Source organism: Bradyrhizobium sp. SZCCHNRI1009 (assembly GCF_032487575.1).
Taxonomy (GTDB): Bacteria; Pseudomonadota; Alphaproteobacteria; order Rhizobiales; family Xanthobacteraceae; genus Bradyrhizobium.
Window position 1 is genome coordinate 106,798 of the sequence record NZ_JAUEUL010000012.1, and the last position, 17,061, is coordinate 123,858.

The window sequence follows — 17,061 nt, forward strand, 5'->3', positions numbered from 1 at the left end:
GGGCTGCGGAAATTACCTGGGCGCGCCGACCTGTGCGAGATGCGGGCCGGTGCCGCCGTCGACGATTTCGGGAACCGAGCTGTCGACTGCGCCGGTCCAGCCGCCGCCGAGCGCCTTGGCCAGCGCCACGTAGTTCTTCGCCAGAGTGGCGCGACTCGCGAGCAGGCTGTCCTCGGCCGTGAATTGCGAGCGCTCGGCATCGAGCACGTCGAGGAACGTGCTGGAGCCGGTCTGGTAGAGCGAGCGCGACAGCCGTGCGGCCTCGCCATAGCGCCGCGCCGACTCGCTCAGGCTGCGGATGCGGATGCGCTCCTGGCCGAGGCTCACGATGGCGTTCTCGACGTCCTCGAGCGCGCTGAGCACCGCGCTGCGCCAGGCGACGTGGTATTCGTCGCGCTGCGCCTCGGCGACCTCGACCGCGGCCTGCAGCTTGCCGCCGTTGAAGATCGGCACCGACAGGCTCGGGCCGATCGACCAGCCGATCGTCGAGCTCTTGCCGAGATCGCCGAGCTTCAACGCCGTGGTCGACACCGTGCCGGTCAGGCTGACATCCGGGTACAGCGCAGCCGTCGCCTGTCCGATCTTGGCGGTGAACTGCGCGAGCTGCCGCTCCGCCTTGCGCACGTCGGGGCGCATGACCAGCACGTCGGCCGGGATGCCCTTGGGCAGCGGCAGGCGCGGCGACGGGATCGGAGTCACCAGCGACAGGCGGAGGTTCAGCGCCGTCGGGTCGCGGCCGAGCAGCACGCCGAGCCGATGGACAGCCTGCTGATAGCTGCTCTCATAGGTCGGGATGGTTGCTTCCGTGCTGGCGGCCAGCGCGCTCGCCTTGGCGGTGTCGACGGCCGAGGCCGAGCCGGCATTCTGCTTGCGCTCGGTCAGCGCCGCGGTCTCGCGCTGCGAGGCCGCGGTGCGCCGGGCCAGCGCCGCACGCGCCTGATAGGCGCGGGCATCGATGTAGTTGGAGGCGACGTCGCCGATCAGCGTGAGGAGCGTTGCGCGCAGATCGTCCTCGGCGGCGTCGACGCCGTAGCCGGCGGCCTCGACGGCGCGGCGGTTGGCGCCGAACAGATCCAGCTCCCAGCTCGAATCGAAGCCGGCCTGGTACTGGCTATAGGTGGTCGGAGCGATCGCGATGCCATTCGTGGTGCTGCCGGCGCTGCGGGTCTCCGTCGCCGTGCCGGTGCCGCTCACGGTGGGGAACAGCGCGCCGACGGCCTGGCGCTGCGTCGCCCGCGCCTCGCGGATGCGCGCCTTGGCGGCGGCGACGTCGAGATTGCCGTCGACCGCTTCGCTGATCAGCTGATCGAGCAGCCCATCGTGGAGGTTGCGCCACCACTGCGCGAGCTTCAGCGTCTGCGCCGGCTGGTTGCGGTCGCTGCTCCAACGTTGTGGCACGCCGAACTCCGGCGTCACGTAGTCGGGGCCGACGGCGCAGCCGGCGAGCAGCGGCGTGGCGAGGCAGAGTGCGAGCAGGACGGGCTTCACGGCGGCTGATACGATCGCGGTTCGAAAGGAGGCCGCGCAGGCTGGTCGGCCACGCCGCAGGACTTCCCCGTTGATGTTTGTTTGATGCACAGAGCCTAGGCAGGTTAACGATTGCGCAGGGTTAAGTCGCGTGAAGAAATGTTTCCGCCTTAACAATACAGCTTACTTTCGCCACGATCGCGCGTTGCTTCGGGCTGTTCTTTTCGGCCAAAATCGACCATGTTCCGCGCATGATGTCGTCACACAATACCGTCGTGGCCGCAGACGCAAACATGCCGGCCGCCGCGCGGATCCTCTGCGTCGAGGATGATCGCGAGATCGCGGCGCTGCTCACCGAGCTCCTGCAGGAGCACGGCTTCGCGCCGCGCTTCGTGTCGTCGGCGGCCGCGATGAACGACCTCCTGCAGCGCGAGCAGGTCGACCTCATCATGCTCGACGTGATGCTGCCGGACGACGACGGCATGAGCATCTGCCGCCGCCTGCGCCAGATCTCGACGGTGCCGATCATCATGGTGACGGCGAAGGGCGAGGACATCGATCGCATCCTCGGCCTCGAGCTCGGCGCCGACGACTACGTCGTCAAGCCGTTCAATCCGCGCGAGCTGGTGGCGCGAATCCGCGCGCTGCTGCGCCGCTCGCAACTGCATCCCGCCGTGATCGCGGCGCGGCAGGCGCCGATGACGTTCGACGGCTGGCGCATCGAGCCGGCGACGCGCACGCTGTTCGATCCCGACCGCGTCAAGATCACCTTGACCAGCGCGGAGTTCGACATCCTGCTGGCGTTCTGCCGCAACGCCGGCCGCGTGCTGTCGCGCGAGCAGCTGATCGAGCTGGCGCATGGCGGGCAGGCCGGGCCGGTCGAGCGCAGCATCGACGTTCACATCAGCCGCATCCGCCAGAAGATCGAGCCCGGCGCCAGGAGCTGGACCCTGATCAAGACCGTGCGCCTCGGCGGCTACGTCTTCACGCCAAGAGTCGAGACCATTGATGACGCCTGATAGCAAGCCGTGCCCGCGCCTCGGCCTCACCACGCAGATCGTGACCCTGGCGTCGCTTTCGGTGCTGTTCGGCATGGTGCTGATGATCGCGGCCGCGCTTTTGTTTCTCGATCCGCCCGATGAGCAGGAATCGCCGGCCTACGGCATCGCGCGCGTCGCCGAGGCGGTGCACTTCGTCCGCGCCGCGAACGACCCCGTGGCCGTCGAGAGCAGCCTGTCGAGCCTGCGCAGCTCCGGCATCCAGGTCGAGCTGGTGCCGCTGAGCTCGCTGACGCTGCTCGCCAAGCCGGTCAGGGACGTGCCATGGACCTCGCGGCTGGCGCGCCGCCAGCTCAGCGTGCTGCGCGATGTCACCTTGCTCCACGGCGTCGGCTATGGAGCGGCGCCGCCGACCCAGATCATCGTCCAGGTCGACGGCGAGCGTGCGCTGGTGTTCGACGACGTGCCGCGGCTCGAATTCTGGTCGATGGTGCTGAAGCCGGCGGCGGTGTTCCTGTTCCTCATCCTGATCCTGGGCGTGCTGCTGTCGATCTACGCGGCGCGGGCGATCATCCGGCCGCTGTCGGAGATGGCGCGCGCGGCCGCCGCATTCGGCCGCTCGCCGGGTGCGCAGGAGCCGCTGAGCCGGCGTGGCCCGCGGGAGATCGCCCAGGTCGCCGAGGCGCTGAACGAGATGCAGGCGCGCATCCGCGCGCTGCTCGACGACCGCACGCGGATGCTGGCGGCGATCAGCCACGACCTGCGGACGCCGCTGACGCGGCTTCGGCTGCGCTCGGAGCGCATCGCCCAGGGCGAGATGCGCAGCGCGATGCTGCGCGACATCGACCAGGTCAGTCGTATGCTCGACGAGACGCTGGACTATCTGCGCGACGACACCAAGGCCGAGCAGCCGGCGCGGATCGAGCTGTCGAGCCTCCTGGAGACGATCTGCTGTGACTTCGCCGATGTCGGCCACGCCGTCAGCTTCGATGGACCGTCGCGGCTGGTCTGCGAGGGCCGGGCCCGGGCGCTGTCGCGCGCCGTCACCAACGTGGTCGAGAACGCCGTCAAGCACGGCAGCGAGGTCGTGGTCAGCCTGTCGACCCTGGCCGACGGCATGATCGCGATCGAGGTCGCCGACGACGGTCCCGGCATTCCGCAGGCGCTGCAGGCGCGCGCGCTGGAGCCATTCGTCAAGCTCGACCAGGCGCGCTCCGCCGGCGGCTTCGGCCTCGGCCTGTCGATCGCGCAGGAGATCATGAAGAAACATGACGGCGGCATCGCGCTGATGCCGAACGCGCCGCGCGGCCTGCGGGTGCGGCTGTCGCTGCCGCTGCGCGTCGCGATGCCCGCGGCGATCCCCGCCAAGGTGGCGTAGCGGGCGCCACGCGCAGGAAACCCCGCCGGTGCTGATCCCGGCGGGGCCTTTGCGTTCGCCGATGTCGAGGGATGGCGGTCAGCTCACGCGCTTCCAGGTCTGGCCGCCGCAGAACAGGCCGCCGAAGGCGCAGCCCTGGACCCGCAGCGTGCTCGGATTCTTCAGCACCACGGTGGAGTCGTAGTTGCCGCCGCCGTCCGGATCGTGGATGCGGCCGACCCACTTGCTGTCCTTGCGCTTCATGTTGATCAGGATCTTCTCCCGCGTCTTCTCGGCAAAGCCGCAGATGTTGGCGCCGCACGGCTCGATCACGACGTTGCCCTTGCCGCCCTCGGTGGCCCACAGGCCGAGCGGCGAGTTCGGATCGGCTGCCGGCGCCGGCGCCGGAGCCGGCTGAACTGCGGCAGGCGCCGCGGCAACCGTGACCGGCGCGGGTGCTGGCGCCGGCTGTGGAGCAGGCGCGGTCGTAGCGACCGGAGCCGGCGGCACCGGCATCTGCACCGTCGTGGATGGCGCGGCGGCGGCGGGCGCTGCGGGGGCCGGCTCGGCCGCGGCTGGCGTGGCGGCGACGGGCGCCGGTGCGTTGACGACCGGCGGAGCCGCCACGGGCGCCGCTGCGGCCGGAGCGCCGGTCGCAGGCGCGCCGCTCGCCTGCGCATCGTCATCGTCGAGCTTGGAGGATTTCAGCCCGCTGAGGTCGATGCCGGACACTTGCAGGCAGGACAGCGACTGGCAGTTGCGCGGCACGGTGACACGGATCTTGTGCCCGTCGAAATTGAACGCGATCGAGCTGCCGGCCTGCGCGGCGCTGCTCGCGATCAGAACGGCTGCTGCGGCCAGATACACGGTCTTCATGAATGAGCTCCCTCGGACGGCGTCATGAACCTGAGGGAACTCTTAGACGCGGGCGACCGCGCGATCTGTGACGAGGGTCACAGCCGGAGAGCCGAAGAGACGATGGGGCCGGGGCCGCACACGGCCCGTCAATTGATCGATCGGATCGCGGCGATCAGATCATCCCGACGATGATCGCGCCGACAAATGCAAACACGACATACGTGACCACCATGCTCAGCCGATCGGCAAGGCTCATGGGACGGCTCCCGTTTTCGCATCGCTCGCGCACCTGGCGTGCGCTGGCTCTTGACGCCTGCGCTCCGCAGAGCGCGCGCCACACATACAAGATCGGCATCGGCAAAAAAGACAGCGCGGCTGTCGCTTCCCCGTAAAACGACTGCCTTTCACGTCGCGATGGTTTGCGTGCCGTAAAGGGACGGCATTGACAGGTCCTTAAGCAAATTGCCGCAAACCTCTGCATATGACGCGCGGAGTTCGTTTGTATCTCGTCGGCTCCATCGTCCTTGTCTCGCTTGCGGGTTGCGGCCGTGGATTTTTCCAGGAGCGCGAGCCGTGGCGGGCCGAGGCCGAGATCGCCTGCCTGAAATCGGGCGCGGTGAAGGAGAGCGCGGACATCGTCCGCATCGACCCGATCACCGGCCCCGGCATGTGCGGCGCCGACTATCCGCTGAAGGTGGCGGCGCTCGGCGAATCGACCGCGAGCTACGGCTTCGCCGACGAAAGCCTGCGTCCGCCGGCCGCGATCGGCGGCCAGCCGCGCTGGCCGATCAACCCGCCGCCGCAACGCTATGCCCCGCCTGCGACCTATCAGCCGCAGGCCGCGCCGCAGCCGGCCTATCCGTCGTCGAACGCGGCCTATCCTGGTCCGGCATCGCCGTCCTACGGCGCCCCGCCCGGCGCGCCGCTGCAACTCGAGCCACCGGCCGGCGAGGACGACGTCAACCAGCCGGCCGACGCGTCCTATCCCGCCGCGCCCTATCGCGGGCAGCCTGCCGGGCGCACCGCCTATCCGCAGCAGGAAGCACCGCCGCGGCTCGGTCCGTCGCGCGATCCGGTCGGCACCGTCGGCCCGGTCGCGGTGAAGCCGACCGCGACGCTCGCCTGTCCAATCGTCTCGGCGCTGGACCGCTGGATCGCTGAATCGGTGCAGCCGGCGGCGCAGCGCTGGTTCGGCACCAAGGTCGTCGAGATCAAGCAGATCTCGGCCTATTCCTGCCGCGGCATGAACGGCAATCCGAGTGCGCACATCTCGGAGCATGCCTTCGGCAACGCGCTCGACATCTCCGCCTTCATGCTCGCCGACGGTCGCCGCATCACCGTCAAGGACGGCTGGATCGGCCTGCCGGAGGAGCAGGGCTTTCTGCGCGACGTCCAGGGCGGCGCGTGCCAGCAGTTCACCACGGTGCTGGCGCCGGGCTCCAACGTCTATCACTACGACCACATCCATGTGGACCTGATGCGCCGCGCCAGCCGCCGCCTGATCTGTCAGCCGGCCGCGCAATCCGGCGAGGCGGTGGCGGCGCGCGCGCAGCAGCGGCGCTACGGCTACGGCCAGCGCGAGCCGGACGTCACCAGCTCGATCCCGCCGCGCAAGCAAGCCAAGTCGATTGGTCAGTTGATCAACGAGGAAGACGAATTCCGGGACTATTGAGTGGCAATGGCGAATAGCGCGTCGCATCTCCCGGCCCGACCATCTCCTCACTCTTTGTCATTCGCTTCGCGCTGTGCGCGGCTGTGGATTTCTTTCGCCGTCAGCCGCGCCTGAAGGCGCTCTGTCCCGCCCCGAAACGGAAACGCCGATGTCGCGCGCTGCGCATTAGGAGTCCGTTGACCAGTTTTGCCGTCCGCCATTGGCCGACACTAGACCTGCCACAGTCGCCAGGAACAAGGCGCGCGGGGTTCTGGTTGCTGCCGGATTGGGAGAGGCGGAGATGGCATCGTATCGCATCAAGGCGATTGGGGCGGGCTTCGAGGTCGGCACCGCCGAGCAGGCTGTGCTGGTCTGCCGCTCGCTGAAGACCGCCCGCCGCGCCGTCGCCGATGCGCAGCGCCTGGAGCGGATGCCGCCGAAGCCGATCCCCTGGCGTGTGCCGCCGGAGCCGGCGACCGCCGCTGGCGGCGCGGACGATGCCGCGCGCAGCGAGGACAAGGACATCGAGATTCCCGTCGTGTCGGATGGCCCGCCTCTGTGCTGCTGACTGGATCATGATACGATTCCACGGAATCGCATCATGATCTCATCTCCTTGTTTGAGCATGATCTCCGCGCAAACGCCTTCGGCGTTTGTCGCGAGGAAAAACCGGTTTCCACTTTTCCGGATCATGCTCTAACCGGCGCGGAAGCGGCAGAACTGGAACTGCTGCGTCGCGCCCCACGGCGTGCGATGCGCCTCGGTGCAACTGTTCTCTAGCGTGAAGGCAGGACCCAGCGTTGCGGCCAGGCTGTGGGCGTCGTAGCGCACGATCGGCAGCCCGCTGCACTTCTCCGGACCATCGGGCGCGAACGTGCCGATGATGACGGCCCCGCCGGGCACCACCGCCGCGCGCAGGCGATCGACATAGGCGGCGCGGTCTTCAGGTGCGGTGAGAAAATGGAAGGCGGCCCGATCGTGCCAGACGTCGTAGCGCGCGTCCGGCGTCCAGGTGGTGACGTCGGACGCGATCCACGTCACCCCGGCCGCCGCGGCGCCGAGCCGGCCGCGCGCCGTCGCCAGGGCGGCGTCGGAGATGTCGAGCACGCTGAGCGCGCCGTAGCCGGCCGCGAGCAGCGCATCGACCAGCCGCGAGGCGCCGCCGCCGATATCGATGATCCGCGACGCCGCCGTCGCACCGGCCTCGCGGATCATCCGCAGCGACGTCGCCGGATCGTCCTGGTACCAACTCACCTCGGTCTCGGCCTTGGTGGTGTAGACGTTCTGCCAATGGCTGGCGCGGTCGGGCATGGTATGGCCGTTTGGTGCAGAGGAGGCTCATCCTATCATGAGTTCGCAATATCGTCGCAGGCTGCGAATGCTGCACGAAGAAATCCGAGCGGTCTGAGATGTAACGCAGGCTCTTGCGGCGAGGACGGTGGGCTCCCTCTCCCCGTTCTTTACGGGGAGAGGGTTGGGGTGAAGGGCAGACGCACGGGAAGCGCACGTGGATAGACCTGTAGCCCCTCACCCGGATTGCATCTGACGGATGCAATCCGACCTCTCCCCGCTTGCGGCAGGGCGATCGCATATGGTTTTCCCGGGCGGACCTTTCATGGCCTCATGGTTCGAGACGCGTCGCAAGAGCGACGCTCCTCACCATGAGGATCAACAGCTTTGCGGCGGAGAAAGGCCCTCATCCTGAGGAGCCCGCCGAAGGCGGGCGTCTCGAAGGATGGTCGCGGAAAGACTGCGCGCCCGGCCTCTTTCACCATGTGCGATCGCCCTGCCCGCAAGGGGAGGGGAGTCGACCGCTGTTGCGGCGATAGCGGTCGGCCTCAAAACGTCCCCGCCACCGTCACCCGGAACGTCAGCGGCTCGATCGGGTGCAGGACGCGGTCCATGACGCCGGTCTGGCAGACCTGGGCCGGCACCCCTGTCGGCGCGTTGCCGTAGCACGCCTGGTACAGCTGGTCGGTCGGCAGCAGCGAGCCGTAGCCGTAGGAGATCTGGTTGGCCCTGGTGTTGAGCAGGTTCAGCACGTCGAGCTGGATGCGCCAGCCATTGGCGTCGCGGAAGCCGATGCGGCCGTTGAACACGCTGGTCGCGGTCGAGCGGAAATAGTTGTCCTCGGTCAGCGGCGTCGCGCCGAGATAGCGCCAGCGCAAGGACCCGAACCAGCCGGTCTTCTCGCCGAGCGTGATGCCGGCGGAGGCGATCATCGACGGCGCATTGGGGATGTAGTTGCCCGGCGCATTGCCGAGCTGGGCCTGCGGGTAGCCGGCGAGCGAGGCGTAGACCGCCGCCTGGTCGGCATTGTCACCGACGAAGCGGGCGTGGGTCATCGCCAGATCGGCGTCGATGTCGATCCAAGATGCCGGGCGATAGTGGTTGGTGAGCTCGAAGCCGTAGCGCCGGCTCGGCCGGCTCGCCTCGGTGTCGCCGGCGTCGCCGGAGAACAGGATCTCGGAATCCTGGTTGAGCATGAACACGCTCAGCGACGAATCGAGTCCCGGAATGATGCGCGTACGCACGCCGACCTCGGCGCCCTTGGTGCGTACCAGCAGCGGCGAGGAGGCGAGCTTGTTGGTCGGATCGGCGGGATCCTCGGTCGTGGTCGCGCCACGGGCGTCGTTGCTGTGCATGCCGTAGCCGGCGCCAAGGAAGAACTCGGTCTTGTCGAACGGCCCGATCACCATGCGGAACTTCGGGCTGCCGAGGCTGGCTGCGGCATCGCCGGTGTTGTTGCCATTGGTCAGCGAATACACGTGGGTCTGATAATAGTCGCCGCGATAGCCGACCGTGGTGCGCAGCCAGTCGGTCCAGCGCACCGTGTTTTCGACATACAGCCCGACGCTGCCTTCGCCGACCTTGTCGGCGCGAACGACGCCGGTGCTCAAGGGATCGATGTCGGAGAGCAGCACCCGCTGGCGGGTGTTGGTCAACGCCAGCGCGATGTCATCGTAGCGCGTCTGGACGCCGAACGTCGTCTCCATTGGCCGGCCGGCAAAGCTGCCGTTCAAGGTGCGCGATGCGTTGGCGCCGAGCATCAGCCGGTCGTCATGCTGGTGAAACTGGTCGCCGTAGGTCGGGTTGCTGAGCGCGTAGGTGAAGTTGTTGTAGAGATCGAGCTGGCTCTTCACCGCATAGGCGTTGGCCTTCCAGGAGCCGGCCTCGTCGGTGCCGGCGATGCGGCCCGACAGCGCGAAGCGGTTGGTCTTGCCGCCGTCGGTCGGGTCTTCGGAATCGTAGCGCCCGAGTGTTCCCGAGGTGATGGCGCGCTCCGGCACTTGGTCGGTCGAGGTCCAGCGGTTCGCATAGGCCATGCCGGTGATCGAGAAGCCGTCAGTCGCCGTGCCCTGCGAGTAGCGCACCAGGCTGTTCAGCTTCTTGGCGTCGTCGGGCGTGGTCCAGGGACCGTCATAGCGGCCGGCCTCGCCGGCGATCAGCAGATGGCCGTCGCCGACATGCACCGAGTCCATGCCGAAGAAGCGGCGATAGCCGAAGCTGCCGGCCGTCATCTGTGCGATCGCCTTCGGCACGCTGTCCACCAGGCCGATATGGACGCTGCCGACCGAGGCTAAATCGCCTTCGTCGGCGAAGTAGGGGCCCTTTCGGACGTCGACCCGGCCGATCGTCTCGGGCATCAGCCAGTTGAGATCGGCATAGCCCTGGCCATGCGCATGGGTGCGCATGTTCACCGGCACGTCATCGACGAACAACGCGAGATCGGTGCCGTGATCGAGATTATAGCCGCGCAGAAAATACTGGTTGGCTTTGCCTTCGCCGGAGTGCTGCGTGACGATCAGGCCGGGCACGGCTTCGAGCACCTCGCCGGGCCGCGTGGCTGGGCGGGCGTTGATCTCCTCGCCTGATATGACGACCTCGCTCGCCATGCCCTGCGGGTGCGGCGCACCGGAGCCGGCACTGGGCGTGCCGGATGGGGGCGTCGCTGCCGCGGCTGTCGCGGCCGGCGTCGCTCCGATGCGCGGGCGTAGTGCATCCGAAACCGGCCGCTGTGCCGTGCGTCGCGCCTGCGGCTTGGGCTTGGCGGTCCGTTTGGGCGCATCCACATCGACTGTCGGCAGCTCTGCGGGGGGGCGTTCCGGATGTGCCTGTGCCTGATGCGCCAAGGCCGCCATCAGCACGCCAACACTCGCCCCACACCACCGCATCGTCACGCCCCTAGAACTCGCCACAGGGCATGCATCATCAACTGCCGCGCGCCTTCGTTGGCCCGCGACATGCTCGCTTGGATCGCCCCACTGTCGAATGTTAAAGAACGCTAAGGTGACACCGGTATGATGTCAACGTGAATACATCATACTCATGCGGTGGATAGGCGCTTGCCGCGCAGCTCAGGGAGACGGGACATGCAGCGCCTGACGATCACGATCGACGACGACCTGCTCGCCGAGGTCGACGCCTTCATGGCCCGGCGCGGCTACGACAACCGCTCGGAAGCGTTTCGCGATCTGCTGCGCAGCGGCCTCGAAACCGCCGATACCGGCGCCAGTGACGGCCGTTCCTGCATCGCGACCCTCAGCTACGTCTACGACCATGCCGCGCGCGAGCTGCCGAAGCGGCTGACCCAGGAGGCGCATGACCATTCCGGCCTCGCCCAGGCGACCCTGCATGTCCACATCGACCAGGAGAGCTGCCTCGAGGTCACCGTGCTCAAGGGCGAGCGGGCGGAGGTCAAGGCCTTCGCCGACCACGTCATCGCCGAACGCGGCGTCCGCCACGGCCACGTCGCGCTGATGCCGATCGAGGCGGCGGCGGGGCATGGGCACGCGCATAGCCATTCGCACAGTCACAGCCATTCGCATTCCCACACGACGAAGAGCGGCAAGAAGTAGAACCCGCCTGGTGCCACGCACTCCGCCGTCATGCCCGCGCAGGCGGGCATCCAGTACGCCGCGCCCCATCGATGTCATGACCGCCGCCTCGGAGTATCGGATCGCCCGGTCAAGCCGGGCGACGACATTTGACTTTGTCTGAAATGACCTGCCACGTCGCCTCGGCGGTAATCCTAAGCCTGAAGGACGCTATTACGGCTTGCAAGCCAAATCTGTGCTCACAGGAGAGGCTACAATTGGAGGTAGCCCTTTCTTAGTTCGTGCATTGTTAAAAAAGAGATCGCCTGAATTGGGTCCCACATGGATAACGACAGCTGCGGGCGGGGCAGAATCCGGCCAGTCTAAAGCGCTTGAGCCATTCGGATGTTGAATATTCCAGATGTTGTCCGGAGTGGCAAAACGTTCGCGCTGCTTTTCCAGAGTCATCGCTCCCATAACACGTACGCTGGTTATCAATTGCGCGCTAAGTGCGTTACAAATGGCGACTGCCGCTGCTCGTGGTTCAGTAGCAGTTGCGGGGTATAAAAATTTCACCCAAATCCCGGTGATAAAGGAAATTGGCTGGTTCACAATGGTGCGCGGCGGCCAACCTGCCTGCCTAAATGCGGCATCCAGATCTCGTGCAAAATACTGCGAGTTTGGGTCAGGCTCCGCTTCTATCACAACCGATACCGGCGATACGCCTGCGAGGTCGCCCCAAAACTTCATGTATTCCAATTGGGGAGGCGTTATTGAATCCAGGAAATCTGATTGCCGCTTCTCTAGGTTGGTTTCGGCTTCTGCAATCTTCCTTAGGCGCTCCTGCGCGGCTTTGGCCGTCTGGCTTGCCGTCTCGGAGAGTTGTTCGGCGTCGCCTGCCTTCTTGGTGAGAGCCAAGATTTCCGATTTTTGGTCAACTAGGCCGACAGTATCGACAACAAACAGCAGGGCAGCGATCAGCGCTTCGAGCGCAAGACTGCGGATCAGTAGTTTCTTGCCAAATTCAAGGGTGCTTGTGTTCTCTTCGAGAGCAACGCCCCACCAAACGCCGACGTTGCAACCGATCAACAAGACCGCAAGTGCAATTCGTATCCAATCTAAGTTGTCTAGTACCGACATGATCTACATCAGAGTGCTGTGAGTTGTCTTGTCCATTCTGCCTTAATAACTTACGTCTTTTTATTTGGAGGCGTCGACAAGCATTTGGAGAAATTCAAGCGTTAAGGATGGGGGCACGCGTCGCTCGATGGCGGTGCTTTGCCCACCCCTGCCCACAGTCAAGCACTCCTTTGCCATCCCGCGCAGGCGGGCATCCCGTATGCCGCGGCCCATCGATTTCATTACAGACTCCGCGGCGAACTGGATCGACTGGTCAAGCCGGGCGATGACGATTGAGGTTGTGGCGCATACCCTGCCCACTTTCCGTAATTGCGAGGCCCCTTGCGCCGACCTGTCCGCCGAAGCCAATCGGGCGTAGGCGGAAGCAATCGAGAGTCTTGATGCGGCCTTGGATCACTTCGCTGTCGCTCGCGATTGCGACGCTGCCAGGGTGCTCGCATGGACTCCAGCGACAAGCGTGACTCGATTCCCGGATATCGCTGTGCTCGTCCGTACGACGGTCTGTCGCTCGCGATGACGGGCTGCGCCACGCTCGCGCACCACAAAACCATCTGCGCGCAAAAACTGATTTCATCAGTCCGCTCAAGCTGATTTGCCCTGTCCAGTCCCTCGCGCAAAAATTTTTATCTTCCATTTTTCCGAATTCCATGGTTGTCTACTGACCATCCCGCCTCGATCGAAGAGGGACGTTTCGCGGTCGTCACGAGCGTTGGAGGCGGGGAGCGGTGGCCTGTCGGCGCGCAGCGCGCTTTATCGCGAGCGGACGAACGCGACCGGCAGGACGATGAAGTCGTATGGTCCTGGCGCCCCGATGCTGGCGCTAAGTCGTTCGGTGATGAGCCGGACGGCGACGGTGGCTACAAGCCCGGACACCGGGGAGCAACTGTCTTTTTTGTAGACCGGTGATCGGCCGGCCTCAAGGCTGGCGCGAAGGCGCGCCACCGCCTTCGGCGGCTGACGGCCTTGACCCCGTCCGCTCGCCGGTCTGTTGGCTTGGCGTGCGCTCGGGCGGAGCCCGAGCGGCTATGAGGCGCTCGACCCGTTCACAACGTGGAGCGCCGGATTCCACTTTTGGCGGCGTTTGACCATGACGTTGAGAATGCAGATCAGCTTGCGCATGCAGGCGGTCAGCGCGACCTTCTTCAACTTACCTTGGGCGAGCAGGCGCTCGTAGAAGGCCTTCAGGACTGGATTGCACCGCGTCGCGGCGCCCACGCAGGCCATGTAGAATGTGTTGCGAGTTCTGCGGCGTCCGCCCTTGACGTGCCGATCCCCGCGACGCCGGCCACTGTCATCATCGTACGGCGCAACACCCAGCAGCGCCGCGACGGCTTTGTCGCTGGTCTGGCCGAGCTCCGGCATGGTTGCTATCAGCGTAGCACACGTCGTGCGGCCGATGCCCGGAACGCTTTCGATGATCTCGGCGAGCTCCGCAAAATGCGGCGTGCTTTCGATCAGGGCGGAGATCTCTGCCTCGAGCTCGGCCAGCTCGGCGCTGATCGCCTTGACGATGCGCGTATGCAGACGCTGTACTTCTACAGGCAATTTATGCTCGCCCTGGTTCTTCAGTCTGACCAGCATATCTTTCGTCGCTTGGCGCACATTGACCATCTGCTGAAGCTTCTCTCGGGCGGCATCGTAGGCTTGCACCGCAGCTTCGTTGAAGGTCTCGGCGAACCAGGCGATCGTGTCCGCATCGATACTGTCGTTCTTGGCCAGGCGCCCGGCCGATTGAGCGAAGCTCCGCACCCGCTTTGGATCGACGATACGAACGTCGATCTTGGCGGCTCGCACCAGTTTGGCCCACTCCCGCTCGTAGCCGCCGCTGGCCTCCATCACGACCTTGGTGACGCCGTGCCGGCGCAGCCACGCCACGAAGTCGCGCTGGCCTTCCTTCGTCCTTTCAAACATCTGCTTGGACCCGGGCGCTCGGGTACAAGCATCGACCTTATCCTTGGCGACATCGACACCCGCGACAACGAGATCATTCTGTGCCATCATCCAGCTCCCTTCCTTGCAAGGTGCGGGCTCGAAGCCCGTGCAACTGTTCGGGTTGAAGGAAGACACCGGACCTGTCCCACGCTCCCCGACAGGCTCTAGGGCCTTTGAGCACGATCGGGCTCAGATCCAGCGACGGGCGGTTGGTCAGAACCGCCCGTTCGCACATTCTGGCAGGTTTCGAACACACAAGAGTACGTATAAATCGTAAGCCCATCGCGCAGGGAGGGCCGGGTGATCTCGGCTGAACCTGTGGTACCTGCCGCCTGCATTTTTTTCCGCAGGCGGGCCACGGGCGCGGCCGGCGCCCGGCCTTCCCTGCACCCTCCGATCGCTTCGAGGGTGATCCGATTGCAAAGCTCGGGCGTCGCCAGCCGCGAGAAGGAGAGCGCATGTCTCATGCTGACATATCTCGGGCTGACATGTCTGGCGCCGATATCCGTTGTGCCGACATCGGCGCGCGCATCGCGGCGGTCAGCGGCGTCTCAACTCTTGATGCCGTAGGCCGCGAGGAACATGCGGACGGCGCTCGCCACCACCTTGTGCGTCTCGTCGGGCGAGGGGGCGGGGGCTCCCTGGAAGATGAAGGGCAGGAACAGCGTGGCCTGGCACATCAGCTGGAATTGCGATGCGGCGAGGTGGCAATCGTCGATGGCGAGCTCCCCGGCATCGACGCGGGCCTGCAGATAGGCGGCGAGCCGGCCGATCGTGCCCTCGATGACGCAATCATAGTAGCGCCGTCCCACCTCAGGCATGCGTTCGGCGATCGCCATCACGGTGCGGATCGCCGATCCGCCGCCGGGGCGGCAGACGACCGCGATCCAGGCGGTGCCGAACTCGTACAGCACGGTCGCGGCATCGCGGGCGGGATCGAAGCTGAAGTTCGAGGCACCTCGATGCACGCTCTCTTCTTCGACGATCGCCTCGAACAGGCGGAACTTGTCGGCGAAGTAGACGTAGAGGGTGCCTTTGGAGACGCCGGCGACGCGCGCGATCTCGCCCATGCTGGCGCCGTCGAAACCCAGGTCCATGAACACCTTGCGGGCGCCCTGGAGGATCTGCCGGCGCTTCGAGGAATCGTCGTCCGACGTCGCCTGGGTGGTGGTGTGGTCCGGCTCAATCATTGGTTTAGGCTGTTCCCGAAGATTTGGCCGGTGCCAACGTCACAAAAGCATCTGCGCGGATATGTTGCGGTAGCGAAGATATAGATTGACCGAACGGTTCGGTCAATGGTAGATGTGGATTGACCGAACGGTTCGGTCGGAATTTTCGGGGCCTGGGTGGCCCCGCTGTCATGGGTGGGAGTCTCTGATGGCCGCTGCGAGAGACCAGGCTGTACGGGCGCGCCGTCCGGACGCTGATGAAGCGCCGGAACAGACGAGGTCTGAGCCGGTCCGGCCGCAGGCCAGCGACACGGCGCAGCGCAAGCCTGCTGATGCCAAGCCTGCCGACCTGAAGGCCGACGTCAGCACCGAGGCTCCATCCGAACGGCCCGCGCCGGCCGGCGCTCCCGCGGGCGCGAAGCCGCAGGCCGTGGCCGCCGCGGCTCCGAAATCCGGCAAGCGCAAGCGGGTGCTGGCCAGCATCGGCGTGCTGCTCGCGCTCGCCGCCGCCGGCTATGCCACGCACTATTATCTGGTCGGCCGCTTCATGGTCTCGACCGACGATTCCTACGTCCGCGCCAACAACACCATGCTGGGCGCGCGCGTCTCCGGGCACATCCAGGAGATCGTGCCGCGCGACAATTCGGTGGTCCGCAAGGGCGACGTGATCTTCCGCATCGACGACGGCGACTACAAGATCGCGGTCGACGCCGCCCGCAGCAAGATCGCCACGCAGGAGGCGACGATCGCGCGCATCGGCCGCCAGGTCGCCGCGCAGCAGAGCGCCGCCGAGCAGGCGCAGGCCAATCTCACCTCATCCGAAGCCGCGATGAAGCGCGCCGGGCTCGACTATGAGCGCCAGCAGGCGCTGAGCAGCAAGGGCTTTGCCTCGCACGCGACCTTCGAGCAGTCGGAAGCCGCGCGCGACCAGGGCATGGCCGCGGTCCGCGCCGCCCGCGCCGCGTACGACGCCGCGCGCGACAATGTCGAGGTGACGAAGGCGCAGCAGGTCGAGGCCCAGGCGCAGCTCGCCGAGCTCAAGACATCGCTCGCCAAGGCGGAGCGCGATCTCGAATTCGCCACCGTGCGCGCGCCGGTCGACGGCACCTTCTCCAACCGCCTCGTCAACACCGGCGACTTCATCGCGGTCGGCCAGCGGCTCGGCAACGTCGTGCCGCTCGACGAGGTCTTCATCGACGCGAACTTCAAGGAAACCCAGCTCCGGCGCATCCGTCCGGGCCAGCCGGTCACGATCAAGGTCGACGCCTATGGCGCGCGCGGCTTCAAGGGCGTGGTCGACAGCATCTCGCCGGCCTCGGGCTCGGTGTTCACCCTGCTGCCGCCGGATAACGCCACCGGCAACTTCACCAAGATCGTGCAGCGCCTGCCCGTGCGCATCCGCGTGCCGAAGGAGGTGGCGCGGCAGAACCTGCTGCGCGCCGGCATGTCGGTCTACGTCACCGTCGACACCACCGACGCCAAGGATGCCGACACCGACGCCGACCTCGACGCATCGGCGACGGTGCAGGGGAAGTAGTTGGACAGGGAAAGTATTTTGAACTGATGCGAGGGCACGAGCTGCCGCGTCATCGGAAGTCAGCTCCCTCCCTCCTTGTGCGGGAGGGCTGGGGAGGGGGGTACTCCGGGCGAGACCGCCGTTGTGGGCCCCCTC

The 17,061-nt window shown here is 66.2% G+C and carries 14 protein-coding genes; 7 read left to right on the plus strand and 7 right to left on the minus strand.

From position 1 onward, the window contains the following. Positions 1-12: 12 nt before the first annotated feature. Complete coding sequence (locus QX010_RS21250) at positions 13-1,488, minus strand: efflux transporter outer membrane subunit (protein ID WP_316181684.1); 1,476 nt, start codon at positions 1,486-1,488, stop codon at positions 13-15. 230 nt (positions 1,489-1,718) lie between these two features. Between QX010_RS21250 and QX010_RS21255 the strand changes: the two genes are divergently transcribed. Then, positions 1,719-2,486: a response regulator gene (locus QX010_RS21255; protein WP_315802094.1), complete on the plus strand. Its 768-nt coding sequence runs from the start codon at positions 1,719-1,721 to the stop codon at positions 2,484-2,486. Next, the gene (locus QX010_RS21260; protein ID WP_316181686.1) at positions 2,476-3,843 is read left to right on the plus strand and encodes an ATP-binding protein; all 1,368 of its coding nucleotides are present in this window, start codon (positions 2,476-2,478) and stop codon (positions 3,841-3,843) included. Before QX010_RS21255 ends, QX010_RS21260 begins: the two co-directional genes overlap by 11 nt. 78 nt (positions 3,844-3,921) lie before the next feature. Here the strand turns inward: QX010_RS21260 and QX010_RS21265 are convergent, their stop codons facing one another. After that, complete coding sequence (locus tag QX010_RS21265; RefSeq protein ID WP_316181688.1) at positions 3,922-4,698, minus strand: DUF2147 domain-containing protein; 777 nt, start codon at positions 4,696-4,698, stop codon at positions 3,922-3,924. A 463-nt stretch (positions 4,699-5,161) separates the two neighbouring features. On the opposite strand from QX010_RS21265, the gene QX010_RS21270 reads away from it, so the two are divergent. Beyond that, on the plus strand, positions 5,162-6,352 hold the full coding sequence (locus tag QX010_RS21270; protein WP_316181690.1) for an extensin family protein: 1,191 nt from the start codon (positions 5,162-5,164) through the stop codon (positions 6,350-6,352). Between the two features lie 280 nt (positions 6,353-6,632). Continuing rightward, positions 6,633-6,899: a hypothetical protein gene (locus QX010_RS21275; RefSeq protein WP_315802098.1), complete on the plus strand. Its 267-nt coding sequence runs from the start codon at positions 6,633-6,635 to the stop codon at positions 6,897-6,899. A 128-nt stretch (positions 6,900-7,027) separates the two neighbouring features. On the opposite strand, the gene QX010_RS21280 is transcribed toward QX010_RS21275, so the two are convergent. After that, positions 7,028-7,642 (minus strand): class I SAM-dependent methyltransferase, encoded by a 615-nt coding sequence (locus QX010_RS21280; protein WP_316181692.1) that lies wholly within the window; start codon positions 7,640-7,642, stop codon positions 7,028-7,030. A gap of 527 nt (positions 7,643-8,169) precedes the next feature. Beyond that, on the minus strand, positions 8,170-10,473 hold the full coding sequence (locus QX010_RS21285; protein WP_410051969.1) for a TonB-dependent receptor: 2,304 nt from the start codon (positions 10,471-10,473) through the stop codon (positions 8,170-8,172). 231 nt (positions 10,474-10,704) lie between these two features. Here QX010_RS21285 and nikR point away from each other — a divergent pair, with 231 nt between their 5' ends. Further along, positions 10,705-11,190, plus strand: a complete 486-nt coding sequence (gene nikR, locus QX010_RS21290; RefSeq protein ID WP_316181695.1) for a nickel-responsive transcriptional regulator NikR — start codon at positions 10,705-10,707, stop codon at positions 11,188-11,190. 192 nt (positions 11,191-11,382) lie between these two features. Here nikR and QX010_RS21295 read toward each other — a convergent pair whose 3' ends face one another. Continuing rightward, the gene (locus QX010_RS21295) at positions 11,383-12,288 is read right to left on the minus strand and encodes a hypothetical protein (RefSeq protein WP_316181696.1); all 906 of its coding nucleotides are present in this window, start codon (positions 12,286-12,288) and stop codon (positions 11,383-11,385) included. 438 nt (positions 12,289-12,726) lie between these two features. Between QX010_RS21295 and QX010_RS21300 the strand changes: the two genes are divergently transcribed. Beyond that, positions 12,727-12,879: a hypothetical protein gene (locus QX010_RS21300; protein WP_316181698.1), complete on the plus strand. Its 153-nt coding sequence runs from the start codon at positions 12,727-12,729 to the stop codon at positions 12,877-12,879. A 432-nt stretch (positions 12,880-13,311) separates the two neighbouring features. Here QX010_RS21300 and QX010_RS21305 read toward each other — a convergent pair whose 3' ends face one another. Continuing rightward, entirely contained in the window at positions 13,312-14,286 is a 975-nt protein-coding gene (locus tag QX010_RS21305; RefSeq protein WP_316179866.1) for an IS110 family transposase, read from the minus strand. Positions 14,287-14,771: 485 nt separating this feature from the next. Then, positions 14,772-15,410: a TetR/AcrR family transcriptional regulator gene (locus QX010_RS21310; RefSeq protein WP_316181700.1), complete on the minus strand. Its 639-nt coding sequence runs from the start codon at positions 15,408-15,410 to the stop codon at positions 14,772-14,774. Positions 15,411-15,597: 187 nt separating this feature from the next. On the opposite strand from QX010_RS21310, the gene QX010_RS21315 reads away from it, so the two are divergent. Beyond that, positions 15,598-16,926 (plus strand): HlyD family secretion protein, encoded by a 1,329-nt coding sequence (locus QX010_RS21315; RefSeq protein WP_316181701.1) that lies wholly within the window; start codon positions 15,598-15,600, stop codon positions 16,924-16,926. Positions 16,927-17,061 lie beyond the last annotated feature (135 nt).